This is a genomic window from Nocardia macrotermitis (genome assembly GCF_009604405.1).
Classification (GTDB): domain Bacteria; phylum Actinomycetota; class Actinomycetes; order Mycobacteriales; family Mycobacteriaceae; genus Nocardia; species Nocardia macrotermitis.
Map to the genome: position 1 here is coordinate 420,462 of NZ_WEGK01000004.1, position 12,956 is coordinate 433,417.

Annotated in this window: 17 protein-coding genes; 2 read left to right on the forward strand and 15 right to left on the reverse strand. The window is 65.9% G+C overall.

Annotated features, from left to right (window positions below; genetic code table 11):
• Positions 1-135: 135 nt before the first annotated feature.
• Positions 136-2,499 carry a glycerol-3-phosphate 1-O-acyltransferase gene (locus NRB20_RS11865; RefSeq protein ID WP_153410098.1) on the forward strand — a complete coding sequence of 788 codons (2,364 nt, stop codon included), beginning with the start codon at positions 136-138 and terminating at the stop codon, positions 2,497-2,499.
• A complete protein-coding gene (locus NRB20_RS39265; protein WP_319944789.1) occupies positions 2,496-3,998 on the forward strand; it encodes an HAD-IB family hydrolase in 1,503 nt (500 codons plus the stop codon). Before NRB20_RS11865 ends, NRB20_RS39265 begins: the two co-directional genes overlap by 4 nt.
• Here NRB20_RS39265 and NRB20_RS11875 read toward each other — a convergent pair.
• From NRB20_RS11875 to NRB20_RS11940, 15 genes are all read right to left on the reverse strand, one after another.
• Complete coding sequence (locus tag NRB20_RS11875; protein ID WP_406603810.1) at positions 3,995-4,696, reverse strand: polyprenol monophosphomannose synthase; 702 nt, start codon at positions 4,694-4,696, stop codon at positions 3,995-3,997. The genes NRB20_RS39265 and NRB20_RS11875 overlap by 4 nt on opposite strands.
• A 132-nt stretch (positions 4,697-4,828) precedes the next feature.
• The gene (locus NRB20_RS37525; protein WP_194289811.1) at positions 4,829-5,005 is read right to left on the reverse strand and encodes a hypothetical protein; all 177 of its coding nucleotides are present in this window, start codon (positions 5,003-5,005) and stop codon (positions 4,829-4,831) included.
• Between the two features lie 475 nt (positions 5,006-5,480).
• Positions 5,481-6,602 carry a tyrosine-type recombinase/integrase gene (locus NRB20_RS11880; protein WP_153410327.1) on the reverse strand — a complete coding sequence of 374 codons (1,122 nt, stop codon included), beginning with the start codon at positions 6,600-6,602 and terminating at the stop codon, positions 5,481-5,483.
• The gene (locus tag NRB20_RS11885) at positions 6,602-6,799 is read right to left on the reverse strand and encodes a helix-turn-helix domain-containing protein (protein ID WP_153410100.1); all 198 of its coding nucleotides are present in this window, start codon (positions 6,797-6,799) and stop codon (positions 6,602-6,604) included. Before NRB20_RS11885 ends, NRB20_RS11880 begins: the two co-directional genes overlap by 1 nt.
• A 29-nt stretch (positions 6,800-6,828) precedes the next feature.
• On the reverse strand, positions 6,829-8,541 hold the full coding sequence (locus NRB20_RS11890) for a replication initiator (protein ID WP_153410101.1): 1,713 nt from the start codon (positions 8,539-8,541) through the stop codon (positions 6,829-6,831).
• Complete coding sequence (locus tag NRB20_RS11895; RefSeq protein WP_153410102.1) at positions 8,538-8,993, reverse strand: hypothetical protein; 456 nt, start codon at positions 8,991-8,993, stop codon at positions 8,538-8,540. Before NRB20_RS11895 ends, NRB20_RS11890 begins: the two co-directional genes overlap by 4 nt.
• The gene (locus NRB20_RS11900; protein ID WP_153410103.1) at positions 8,990-9,151 is read right to left on the reverse strand and encodes a hypothetical protein; all 162 of its coding nucleotides are present in this window, start codon (positions 9,149-9,151) and stop codon (positions 8,990-8,992) included. Before NRB20_RS11900 ends, NRB20_RS11895 begins: the two co-directional genes overlap by 4 nt.
• Positions 9,148-9,324 carry a hypothetical protein gene (locus NRB20_RS11905; protein WP_153410104.1) on the reverse strand — a complete coding sequence of 59 codons (177 nt, stop codon included), beginning with the start codon at positions 9,322-9,324 and terminating at the stop codon, positions 9,148-9,150. The genes NRB20_RS11900 and NRB20_RS11905 overlap by 4 nt, the downstream gene beginning before the upstream one ends.
• Positions 9,321-9,548 carry a hypothetical protein gene (locus NRB20_RS11910; RefSeq protein WP_153410105.1) on the reverse strand — a complete coding sequence of 76 codons (228 nt, stop codon included), beginning with the start codon at positions 9,546-9,548 and terminating at the stop codon, positions 9,321-9,323. Before NRB20_RS11910 ends, NRB20_RS11905 begins: the two co-directional genes overlap by 4 nt.
• A complete protein-coding gene (locus tag NRB20_RS11915) occupies positions 9,548-9,868 on the reverse strand; it encodes a hypothetical protein (RefSeq protein WP_153410106.1) in 321 nt (106 codons plus the stop codon). The genes NRB20_RS11910 and NRB20_RS11915 overlap by 1 nt, the downstream gene beginning before the upstream one ends.
• Positions 9,865-11,148 carry an FtsK/SpoIIIE domain-containing protein gene (locus NRB20_RS11920; RefSeq protein WP_319944790.1) on the reverse strand — a complete coding sequence of 428 codons (1,284 nt, stop codon included), beginning with the start codon at positions 11,146-11,148 and terminating at the stop codon, positions 9,865-9,867. Before NRB20_RS11920 ends, NRB20_RS11915 begins: the two co-directional genes overlap by 4 nt.
• A gap of 36 nt (positions 11,149-11,184) precedes the next feature.
• Positions 11,185-11,853, reverse strand: a complete 669-nt coding sequence (locus tag NRB20_RS11925) for a DUF2637 domain-containing protein (RefSeq protein ID WP_153410108.1) — start codon at positions 11,851-11,853, stop codon at positions 11,185-11,187.
• 17 nt (positions 11,854-11,870) lie between these two features.
• Positions 11,871-12,071 (reverse strand): hypothetical protein, encoded by a 201-nt coding sequence (locus tag NRB20_RS11930; protein WP_153410109.1) that lies wholly within the window; start codon positions 12,069-12,071, stop codon positions 11,871-11,873.
• Positions 12,068-12,322: a hypothetical protein gene (locus NRB20_RS11935; protein WP_406603811.1), complete on the reverse strand. Its 255-nt coding sequence runs from the start codon at positions 12,320-12,322 to the stop codon at positions 12,068-12,070. The genes NRB20_RS11930 and NRB20_RS11935 overlap by 4 nt, the downstream gene beginning before the upstream one ends.
• Complete coding sequence (locus NRB20_RS11940; RefSeq protein ID WP_153410110.1) at positions 12,319-12,801, reverse strand: hypothetical protein; 483 nt, start codon at positions 12,799-12,801, stop codon at positions 12,319-12,321. The genes NRB20_RS11935 and NRB20_RS11940 overlap by 4 nt, the downstream gene beginning before the upstream one ends.
• Positions 12,802-12,956 lie beyond the last annotated feature (155 nt).

Genomic DNA, 12,956 nt, shown 5'->3' on the forward strand with positions numbered 1-12,956 from the left:
GTTAGCATTACCTGACAAGATTTTGGGACGGCGGGAACCAGAACACCGATCCGGCGAACTCCTCGCCAACCTCCTGCGCGAAACACCTCGAACGGGCTTCAATGGGGATTGCGTCACACGTAGGAGGTCCACGCCATGATCGATCACCGCCCCGACGTTCCGGCTCCGCCCACACCGGGTGATGCCCCGAGGTCGGTGGTCGCCCTCGTGGACGCCGGTTCGCCGGTGGAACGCGAACTGATCGGCGGTTGGCTCGCCGAGGGCGGTATCGACGCGGAATTCGGGGTCGACGCCCCGGTCACCCAGCTCGATCTGGATGCCGAGGCGGTGGCGCTGCGGCTGGTCGGCCGCCGGGACGATCCGCTGGTGGTACCGATCCGGGTGCTGTGGCTACCCGCGGAACGAGATGGCGTGCGGCGCATGACCTTCGCCGATCTGGCCACGCTCAGCAATCCCCGCAGACCGCATCGGCTGCTGCAACGACGTCTCGTGCACAAGGCGCCCGATCGCCACCTCGTGCTCACCGGGCAACCCGCCCGCCTGAGCGAGCTGCGCGCGAACAATCCCACCGCCGCCGCGGCCGCGGATCCGTTCGCCCGCGCCATCGTCCGGGCCGGGATCGTCGCGCTCGAACGCGCCGAGCGCGCCGTCATCGGCGACCGCTACAAGGTGCCGCGGCTGGTCGCCGAGGAGATCCTGGACTCCCCCGAATTCCTGCGCCGCCTCGACGGCATCGCCGACGACATCGGCGCGAGCCCGCGCGAGGTGTACCGCCGCGCGGAGAAGGGATTGCGGGAACTCGTTGCGGCACAGAGCCGTCTGGTCTCGGACCTGTTCACCCAGGCCATGCGCCCGGTGCACGCCTCGGCCTGGAAGGTCGACTACGACCGCTCCGGCTTGGCCGAACTGCGCCGCATCAACCAGGGCCATCCGCTGGTGTTCCTGCCCTCGCACCGCTCCTACGTGGACGCGTTCGTACTCGGTGATGCCCTGGCCCGCAACGACTTCCCGCCCAATCACGTGATCGGCGGCGCGAATCTGCGGTTCTGGCCGATGGGCCCGATCGCGCGGCGCACCGGCACCGTGTTCATCCGCCGCAGCTTCGGCGACGACGAGGTGTACAAGGCGGTGGTCGAGGAGTACTTCGCCTACCTGCTGGCCAAGCGCTTCAACCTGGAGTGGTACTTCGAGGGCGGCCGCACCCGCACCGGAAAGCTCCGCCCGCCCCGCTACGGCCTGCTGAATTACCTTGCCGCGGCGATCCGTTCGCGCCGGATCGACGACGTGATGCTGGTCCCGGTGTCGATCACCTACGAGCGGCTCAACGAACTCGGCGCGATCGCCAGCGAGCAGGCCGGTGGCGTCAAGAAACCCGAGGGCCTGCCCTGGCTGGCCCGCTACATCCGCAACCAGCAGCATTCGGCCGGGAACGTCTACATCCGTTTCGGCGCGCCGCTGTCGGCACGAGAACGCCTGGACGCCAACGGCGATCCGCTGCGACCCGCCGATCCCACCGCACCGGACGTCGAGGTGCGGGAGCGAAAGGCCGTGCAGCGGTTGGCCTTCGAGGTGGCCGTCGGCATCAACGCCGTCACCCCGATCACCGTCAACGCCCTGGTCACCCTGGTCCTGCTCGGCGTGCACGAACGCGCGCTGACGCTCGGCGAGGTCCGCATGGCCCTGGAACCGGTCCGCGGCTACATCCGCCAGCGCCGACTGCCCAGCGGCGAATTCGACACGGTGGACGACGATTTCGGCCTGGCCGCGGTCCTGGAACAGCTCTCCCTGGCCCGCGTGGTGACCGTCTACCGCGGCGGCGTGGAGCCGGTGTACTCGATCCAGACCGGCGCACACCTGGAGGCGGCGTTCTATCGCAACAGCGCCGTGCACTGGTTCGTCAACCGCGCCATCCTCGAACTGTCGGTGCTGGCCGCGGTCGAGGCCCCCGAGGGCGCACAGCTCGACGCGGGCTGGGACACCGCCTACCGGCTGCGCGACCTGTTGAAATTCGAATTCTTCTTCCCCGAACGCACCGAATTCGCCGCCGAGATGACCTCGGAAATGCTACTGGCGGACCCGAATTGGCGCGATCGCACGGCCGACGGCACGGTCGGCAGCGATATTCTGGCCGCCTTCGCCGATTCCGGATTCATCATGGCCCACCGCGTGCTGCGGTCGTTCTTCGACGCCCAACTGGTCGTCGCCGAACGCCTCGCCGCGCAGGAGCCCGCGCCGCTGGACGGCAAACAGTTCATCGACGAATGTCTCGCGGTCGGCCGCCAGATGCTGTTGCAGCAGCGCCTGCACAGTCCCGAATCGGTCTCCTCGGAATTGTTCGCCAGCGCGGTGAAACTCGCCGACAATCACGGCCTGCTGGATCCGGACGGCGTCGATCTCCCCGCTCGCAGAAGGGCTTTCGCCGACGAACTGCGCGTCATCGGGGCACGCATCTCCCGCGCGGCCGCCCTGGACCCGTCGAATCGCACGGAGGGACCGTGACCACCTCCGGCACCGCGAATTCCGCCGCGACGCGCACGCTCGACGAGGCCATCGCCGCGATTCGTTCCGGCCCCGAGGGCCCGCGCGTCCCGGCCGTCTTCGACTTCGGCGGCACCGTGGTGCACGGCTTCACCCCCGGCTCGGCACTCGGGCGACTGCTACACCGTGGCGAACGCGCCGACCTGATCGCCTCGCTGCTCACCAACATCCGCGGCTCCCGCGCCGAGGGCGAATACGAGCGCTTCCTCCAGCGCGTGATGCACCTGTGGGCCGGACATCCCGAATCCGAACTCACCGACCTGGGCGCGGCCCTGTTCCGCGACACCATCCACGGCCACCTCTACCCCGAGGCGTGGCGACTGATCCGCGCCCACGAGGCCGCCGGGCACACGCTGATCCTGACCACCTGCCTGTCCGCGTTCCAAGTCCTGCCCGCCGCAACGGAATTGGGCTTCCGGCACGTCCTGTACACCCGAATGGCCGTGCACGACGGCGTCCTGACCGGACACGTCGAGGGAAAACCGCTGTGGCGCAACGGTAAAGCCGACGCGGTCCGACGTTTCGCGGCCACCCACGACCTGGATCTCAGCCGGGGCTACGCCTACGCCGACGCCGCCCCCGACATCCCGCTGCTCGAACTCCTCGCCAATCCCACGGCCGTGAACCCGGGCCCGCGCATGGCCATGCGCGCCGCCGAACAGGACTGGCCGGTGCTGTGCTTCCGCCCCCGGGCCGAGGCCGGCGCCCGCGACATCGCCCGCACCACAGTGGGTTTCGCCGGTCTACTAGGCGGCGCACTGACCGGTGTGGCGACCACCGCCACCACCCGGAACCAGCGGCGGATGGCCGATTCGATGATCACCCACGCCGCGAGCGGCGCCCTGGGCGGAACGCGCGTGCGCATGCGGATCATCGGCGCCGAATACGCCCGCGCACCCCGGCCTGCGGTATTCATCTTCAATCATCAGAGTCAATTCGACATGGTCGTACTGGGCGCGGTGCTGGGCGCGGGCTTCACCGGAATCGTGAAGAAAGAAGTGACCAGCAATCCGGTATTCGGGCCGCTGTTGCGTTTCGCAGGGGCGACTTTCATCGATCGTTCCGACACCACGGGCACCCGCGCGGCACTGGCCCCGGTGGTGGAAACACTGCGGGCCGGGTTATCGATTGTCATCGCGCCGGAAGGCACCCGTTCCCTGACGCCGCGAGTGGGCCCGTTCAAGAAGGGCGCATTCCATATCGCCGCGCAGGCCGGGGTGCCGATCATTCCGATGGTCATCCGCAATGCCGGTGAAATCACCTGGCGTAATTCCGCGATAGTGCGCGGCGGCACGGTCGACGTGGCGGTACTGCCGCCCATCGATGTGAGCGACTGGAATCCGGCCGATATGACCGCCGAGATCGAGCGAGTGCGGCAACTGTTCGTCACCACCCTGCTGGACTGGCCGGAGCCGGACGAACGCCGCCCGCACCGGGTCCGGGGCCTGGCCGGTTCCTAGACCTGACGCCCGAACAGCAGCTTCCACGGCATCGCCGCCGACTCCAGCTGCACCTTCAGGCTCATCTTGGACGCGCCCTTGGTGCGCTCCTCGAAGCGGATCGGCACCTCGGCGATGGCGATGCCCTTCTTGATGGTCCGGTAGTTCATCTCGACCTGGAAGGAGTAGCCGTTGCTGCGGATCGAGGCGACGTCGATCGCGCGCAGGGTGTCGGCCTGCCACGCCTTGAATCCGGCGGTGCCGTCCTTGACGCCCAGGCGCAGAATCAGGTTCACGTAGAAGTTGGCCCACGCCGAGAGCGCCTTGCGGTACCACTTCCACTCCTCGGCGGTGGAACCGCCGGGAACATACCGGGATCCGAGCACCACGCCCGCCCCGGAGGTCTCCAGCTTCTCCAGCATCGCCGGAATCACCTCGGCCGGATGCGACAGATCCGCGTCCATCTGGATGACGACCTCGGCCCCCTCGTCCAGCGCCCGCGTGATGCCCGCGATGTAGGCCCGGCCCAGCCCGTCCTTCTCGGTCCGGTGCAGCACCCCCACCACATCGGGCAGTTCGGCGGCAAGTTTATCCGCGAGTTCGCCGGTACCGTCCGGCGAATTGTCATCGACGACGAGAATATGCAGGTCGGCGACCGGCAGCGAGGTCAGGCGCTCCACCGCCACGGGCAGGTTGTCCCGCTCGTTATAGGTCGGCACCACAACGGTCACCTTCAAGGGTCAGCCTTCCGCTCGTTCACGCGCGCGTGTGTACACCCCTGACCGTAGCTCATCGACTTCTCACCCCCGCACCGTGTTCTCCACCCCCGCACCGCGTGCAGCCCGGCCCGCTCAGCCCTCGTCGCGCGCGTCCTCACTGGCATTGCGGGCCCGCACGATCTCCAGGGCCCGCTCGGCGGTGGCCCGATCCGGATAGGGCCCCATGCGGTCCGCGAACCAGCACCGCTTGCTCTGTTCGGCGCGGTGATGTTTCAAGCAGTAGTACCAATCCGATTCGGAGTCGCCCATGTGATCATGATCCCATCTCGCGGGCACGGTGACACCCGTACGCCGTCATGAGATCCACCCGTCATCCCGGCCCCCGCACATCGCTCGTTATGTGAAATCTCCCACTGCGAATGATCCGACATGAAACTCCTGCGGATACCTCTGTCGAAAACAAATGACACAGCAACAATTCCCGGAATTGCAGACAACCAGCGTCGATATAATTTGTTGCCGCTCTCAACAATGAACTGCATGATCAAAGGCTGCGCATAGCTGCCACGACAACACGTCCCATGGAGGGCCATCCCCACCTTCTACGAACAGCAGGTGGCGCCGAAACGCAAAATCTCCGGGCACTCGATGAGTACCCGGAGATCGGAGCTGTTCTGGTGGCCAAGGCCGGGATCGAACCGGCGACCTTCCGCTTTTCAGGCGGGCACATAATCACTGGTCACAGACTTGCAGAGAGCGATTGTGCCCCACCCGTGCCCCACGATCAATGCTTGACGATGATCGTGCGAGGCAGCTTGATCGCCTCACCTCGAGCCGCGATCTTGCTCAGTTCCTGGGCTACCTCGGCATCGCGGCCGTCGACGGCGTGCAGGTACCGAGCCGCCGCAGCGTTGGAAGCGTGGCCCATCCGCTTTTTGAGGTCCGCCAACGTAGCTCCGGTGCTGGCCGCCAAAGTCTGGCCGGTATGCCGGAGATCGTGGAACGAAATGTCGACGCCGACCTTGTTCCGAGCGCGGACATGCGCCTGGTAGATCGCATTGCCGCGCATTCGCTGACCATCGCGACCGACGAACAGCCAGGGCTTACCGGCCCACTTCTCCATGTGCTCCACGAGGTACGGCCGGAGGTGCGGAGGAATCGCAACCGCCCGCATCCCGGCCTCGGTCTTCGGATCCTTGTCGAACGCCACATCCGATTCCAGCAGCTCAACCCGGTTACGCCGGACCGACAGCTGATTTGCCGAAAGGTCGACGTCGGCCACCTGCAACCCGATGATCTCGCCACGTCGCAGCCCACACCAAGCCGCAATCAGCACGGCAGCCCGGTAGTACGGCGTGATCGCGTCGACCAGCTCGGCCACCTCGGCAGGACTGGCTACCGATCGTTCCTGCGCCGTGTCCGAGCCAGCGCCGCGAATCTGGCACGGATTCACCGCAATCGCCTGATCGCGCTTCGCCTGGTTCATCACGGCCCGCAGGAATCGATACGACTGCGCAATCGAAGTCTTGCCACCCGATCCGGCGAGCGCGTCAGCGTGCCACTTGCGGACCACCGGCGGCGTGATCGTGATCAGCGGCTTGTTCAACAGGTCGACCATGTGCAGTCGCAGGTTGCGCAAACACGTTTCCTCCCAACGCTTTCCAACGTCGGCATTGTCCCGGAGATACGCCTTCGCATAGTCCTCGAACCGCTCCAAGCTCAGCTTCTCGTCCAGCCACGTGCCCTTGCTGATGTCGGCTTCGACCTTCACCAACCAACGGTCCGCATCGGTCTTGGTACGGAAGGTATTCGGCGCATTCTGGCGTTCACCACTCGGAGCGATGAACGACGCTTGAAAGCGCCCCGAGGGCAGCTTGCGAACCTTGCCGAATCTCCTCCGAGCCATCACGCCACCGCCTTGCCGCCACTCCAACGAACCTGGATCGGCTCGACCCTGCCCGCTTGAGCGAACGCCTCCAGGTCAGCGACCTTGAAGCGCAGATGTCCGCCCACTTTGTAGAACACCACGCGCCGTTCAGCCACCAATCGGCGGATGAACCGCACCCCGACGCCCAGGTAGACCGCAGCCTGGTCGACGTCCATATATGTCGATCCCTCACCGACGCCCGCGCTCATGCCACACCCCTATCCATCGAATCTTGTTGTGCTGCAACGTTTCCATGTGGAATGCCTGGTGGTTCTGCGGCCATTCGGGCCAGTAGGTATTCCGCTCGCCATGCTGTGCGGCGGGAGATCGCGCCCATGATCAGGTGCTCGCGCAGGGGGCGGGATCTGTCGCCGGGTTCGACCGGGGTGACCTTCAGGTGGGAGGTGTCCGGTTTGGTGATGCCGACCTCGGCCAGGAGTTGCCGAACAAATTCCGCGCGGTCCGCACGATGGTCGGGCAGGGTTTTGCCGGACCAGCGACGCGAGACCAGCACCCGGCGGCCGGGCAGGCCCAGGGTGTCCCAGCGGTGGGCTTTGCCCTTGCAGCGGCCAGGGATGGTCTTGCTGGTCACCCCGCGCGGGACGATGCCGTATTCGAGCCACACCGGGCAGCGGGGCGAGCAGGGAACATGCTGCAACTCGGCGTGAAGGCGGTCGTAGTGGTCCTTGGCGCGCTCGGAGCGTGGCGCCACGATTTCCCCGATCGATTTCACCAGGTACTTGGTGACGTAGCCGATGGTCCGGCCGGCCTTTTCGGTCCCGGCCAACACGCCTTGCATGTGCTGGCGGTCCATCTGGTCGCCGAACCGCAGCGTGTGCGCGGGATCGAGATCATCGATCTCGCTCAGGACGTCCAGGGCGTCGTCCCAGTAGGTCAACGCCTGCCCGGTGTGCGGGTCGGTGAAGGTGGCCTTCTTGTGGTCCCACACCGGTTGGTCGTCGCCGCCGTAGACGCGGTTCTCCGGATCGAACCGAGGCCACCACACCTGGTGATAGGTAGCCGCGGTGACCTGCCGCAGGATCTCCCGGGGAATCGCGCCACGGATCAGGATGTGCAGGTGCGGAGCCCCGCGCTTCTGCGGTTCCACGGTCGCGAAGTACTGCACGTCCCAGCCCACCGCGCGGCGAAGGTTCTGGATCCACCGGTCCACCAGCTTGGAGAAGTGCACGATATCCCGCGCCGCGCCACGGTAGTTGTAGCTGCCCGGATGCGCCGGAGACCCGTCCGAACACGGCTGGCCCTTCTCGTCGGTCGCGCCGTCGCGGTTGATCCGCCCGTAGGACGGCATGGTCAGCGTGACGAACATACTCGGCTGGAACCCGGCGAAAGTCGGTCCGACAGTCCGCTTTTCGACCTTCTTACGCGGCAGGTTCGGCACGTCCTGACGGCGACGGGTCGACCGCCGACGAGGCCCGGCGTCCACCACATCCAGCGCGGGCAACCGGCCCCGCATCCCGGTCGCCCGCAACTCACGATCCAGATCCCACACGTGTTCGCGCAGCGCGGTCGCCAACTCCTGATCACCGTCATCGACCGCGCGACGATATTCCGCCGCCAGATCCGCACGCGCGGTGAGCAATTCGGTCTGCTGCTCGGTCGGATCGACCTTGTCGTCGGCAGGCTCGGCGGCCATGTGCCAGCCCTCACGGCACTGAGCGATCCGCAGCATCCGATGCGCCTTGGCACACGCCGGGCACACCGATTCGATGGTGGACTTACACGGGGCACCCTCGTAGGTGACCGTCCCGGTTTTCGGGTCCTCCACCCGCATCGCGATCGGCCGACGGCACACCTCGAACTTCTCCGCGACCGCCTCAGCGATATCGATCAGATTCGGCTGAGCCCGACGCTGCGCAGCGGTCACCCGCGCCGGAACCGGTTCCGCATTCTCGGTCATGCCGCATCCTTCCCACGCGCCCCGAGTCGGGGCAGAGCCATCGATTCCTCACCCGAATCCGACTGCCGCAGAACGATTCCCACCGTCGAAGGGCCGACGATCTGAGCGCGGCACTCGTGCACGCCGAACGTGTCCGCGATCCGCCAGGCCCGGCCTTCGTAGTCCCATGGGGACTGCCCCGCGCACATCCGCACCAGCAGCCGATCAGTGGTACGGCCGACCCGCACCGAACGCAGCCGCGGAATCAACACCGAATCCCCGTACGTGACCGACAGCCCGCAGGCGCTCATGCGTTTGGTCCACACTCGCCGATACCGCCACCAGCCCAGGAACCACGCCCGAGGTGCCCACAGGATCCACCGCTCGAAGGTCTGCGGACTCCACAGTCGCCACAGCACCATCCCCGCGACGCACACCCCGGCCACCACGACCGCCACCGTCGACACAGTCATTTCCGCTCCCCTGACGAATCGAACAGCGACAGCTGACCATCGCCCTCGCGCCGAGGCAGATCCTTCGCCGTGGGCTTGCTCGAACGCCGCTGCGTGATCTGATCGGCGGCCTTGCGCACGATCGGATTCACCTGCGCTGCTTTCTTTTTCGCGTTCATGCCACCCGCCCCTCATGACGATCGACCAGCGCGAGGGCCAGGCCGTCGCCGACGAATCCGAAAGTGCATACCGGGCAACGGAACACCGGGGCGAAGGTGCCCGTGCCGTAGACCGGACGCATGTGCCGGACCATCGGCACGCCGCAGCAGACCGGAACCGTGTTGGTGATCATGCCGCCCATCCCCCATCGGTGTCGTCCGAGTCCGAGTCGATGCCGTCAGCCCAACCCGGTACGTCTCCAGTGTCGGCCCACAGGTGCACCGCCAGAGACATCGAGTCCATGCCCGACCGCTCGTAGTGGCAGCGCCGCCGCACGCGCAGATCCACCACGGCATCGAGCGCTTCGGCCTCCAACCGGGCAGCGTGACCAGGACGCTGAAAGTCGTTGATACTCATCAGATTTCCTCGATTTCGGTGATAGAGATCCCGCACACCGAGCAGATCTCCGGATCAGGCCGGGAGCCGCGCAAGCGTCGACGGAATTCGGGGAAGACATGTCCGTGATCAATGCAGCGGGCCGAGGCAACGCAGCCGTCGCACCACACTTTGTCGCCGTCGTACATCCAGCCGTTCCCGGCACCGCGCCGGGTGATGTACGCGATCGCCTGGTTCACCGAGGTGAAACACAGTCCCGCAGAATCGGTTTCGCTGTAGCGGTCCCCACAGCCGTCGCAGACGATGACCACGTGCGCCTGGACCAGGAAGCCGGTATTCATGCCGCCCGCTCCTGGTCGTCGCCGGAGATACCCTCGCCCAGGTCGTCCGGGTCGAAGTCGCTGTAATCGCCCTGCGGCGCGAAATCCGGTTGCGGCGGGGCGTATTCGGCCACGATGCGGTCGATGTCCTCGTTGGACACCATGAACGCCCGAGCCCGCTGGAAACCGGCCGTGCCGTCCTCCTGGACGTAGCACACACCCGGAGTCGTATACGGGATCCGATCGCAGTACGAGCCGCGGTTCCGCGCGCCCTGGCCGTGGATCATGGCCACCTGGCTTGCTTCGTCCAGGCCCATACCGATCCGATAGGGCAGCAATTGCCGTTGCGGCACATTCTCTTTCGACGGATCGATCACCGTCTCGATCACCGAATACAACGGTGCGCGGCCCTGCGAGAGCAACAACCCGTGAGCACGCTCGAACCGGGCCTGGACCTTCGGATCCGAGAACGCCGACAACGTCGCGGCCTCATCGATGATCGTGACCACCAACGGGTTCTCGGGAGTCGGGACCGGCTTGCGGACCTTGCCCCGATACCGCTGCGTCGCCTCCTGCAAATCGGTGACCGTCTCCTCCAGGAGCTCGACCATCTCCTCAGCGGTCGTGCACGCGAACCGGGTGCACAACGGTTCCAGGAATCCCAGTTCCATGCCGCCCTTGGGGTCGATGACCCGCAACTCCACCCGGCCCGAGCGGATCGCCGGACCCATCCCGTTGACCAGGGACCACAACAGGCTCGACTTACCCGACCCCATCCGGCCCCCGGCGAGGATGTGACGGCCCTGGACCGGAACAGTCCACGTCCGACCGTCTTCGAACACCCCCGCCGGGACCGCCTCCAGGTCCACATCATCGGAGACCACCACCGGCAACAGTGACGGAGTAGCGAGAGTGTCGACCACCCTCACCTGGAGACGAATGAACCCCGGATACACCGACAACGCGGTCACTTCCGGCGCGCCGACGTACTGCGCCAGAGCATCCAGAGCGCCTTGATCGGTCCAGTCCGCGACCCTGTGCCCGCCGCGCATCTGCACCTCGACGTCCACCCCGTACGAGGTGTACTGGACATCCAGAACCGTGGGGAAACCGGCCTCGACCGAACCGAATCCCAGCTCCCGCCACATCATCCGCTCTTGCTCGGGATCGCAGAACACCAGGATCGAGGTCTTCAACTCCATCGGAGCCTCAGCAACCCAGTCGGTCACCGTCTCCACCTGCTCACCGCGAGAACCGATCATCATCCGCGCCATGAACGCGGTCGTACCGACGATGGTCACCAACGGAGGCAATATCGCTGCCAAGTTCATGAGGAATCAACTCCCAGAAGGAACGGGGATCGGCAGCATCTGCTGCGCCGGTCGCACCGGGGGAACAGGACGCGCCACCGGAACCATCGGCCGCGCTGGACGAACAGGAGCCGCAGCCCGCACAGGCACCGGCGACGGAGCAGAAACCGCAGCCGGGGCCGGGGCAGGCTCGACAGGATCAGGAACCACAGCCGAAGCCGCGGCAAGGTCAGCAGCCGGGGAATCATCCACGGCCGCAACAGCTTCAGGCGACACCACAGGAGCAGGTGCCCGAACATCGGCCGGTTGATACTGGGCCGCACGGAACAGCACCGCCAGGCCGTGAGTGTCGATCAACAAACTGATCGGAGCGATAGCCGCCACGATCGCGCACAACCACGCCGGAAGCTGATGACCATTCGCCACCGCGTGAATGCTGTTGCCCGCCACCGAGATCAGCGACCCCGCCGCCAGCACGCCCATGAAGTACTTGCGTTCCGGGGACTTGGCCAGCACCAGCCAGCCCAGCGTGGCCTGGATGATCGTGCCGTCCACGATCAACGGGAACAACCACGCCGTCGACGCGGGAATGTGGGCCAGCTTGGCCAGATCCCGCAGCGTGGTGAACGAGAGAACGAACGCGGCAGCACCGACGCCCACGATCACCAGGACCGCGAGCGCCTGCACCGCCACCATCGTCTTGCGCGTGGACATCAGACCGGCATTCCAGGGATGTTGAGCCGCCTCGACGCCGCAGCACGCAGGTCAGCAATCAACCCCTCGACCTGCCACGCACTCAGGCCCGCGCCCTCACCATCCACATAGAGCACGACCAGATCCCGCTTCGCGTCGTAATCGACCTCCACCCACACCCGACGCGACCGCAAACCCAACAACCTACGCAGCCACATCACGCCACCGCCTTCTCAGCAGCCACACGCTCTGCGGCGTCATGCAGCATCAGGATCTGCGGCAACTGCTCCGCCAAGGCGCGAGCATCCTCGATCGACAGGCTCAGATACGCCGTAGTACCGGTGAACCGCACATCGACGCCAGCCGGAACCACGCCATCCCCGAAACTCATCGGGCGCTCCGGGTGGTAATTCACCTCGATCCCCTCAGGAGCGGACACAGACGCGCTCATGTAAGTCGACATGACGATCACGCAGCCTTCTCATCACGCGGACGCGACGCACCCGGATTCGCCGGAGCCTGCTTGGCACCGGAGTTGTCGCCCTTGATCCCGGTCGCTCGATACGTGTAACCGAGGTACTTGAACTCCCCCTGCCCCATCACCTTCGGCTCAGCGGTCAACCCCTCCAACTCGATCCACCACAGATCAGTCCCCGGAGCCACCTGCTCACCCGCCGGAACCGGCTGCACCTGAGCAATGAACGTGATCTCGAACGACGCACGCTTACCCTTGCCGTCCGTGGCCTCGTGCGGGTCGGTCACCGTCGCCGTCCACAACGGCAACCCCGTCCCCTCCCCCGTCTTCGGATCGAAGTCGAACTTCTGCTCCGGGGCCGCATTGCGGTCCGGGTTGTACTTGATCGCCGGAGCGATCGGAGTCATCAACATCAACCGATGCGGAAACGCCTCACCGTGAGTGATCGGGAACCGGTTGTTCTTCTTGATCGCCATTGCCGCTCTCCTTCTCGACTGAACCGATCAGATGGCGTCACACTGAACGCCCCTGCTAGGTCTGCTACCTGCTTCTTCCCTTTCAGTCCGAGACGTTTGTCACGTTCGGCCCGACTCGAAGATATCAGCTGATCGCTTCTGATCGCTAGTGGTAT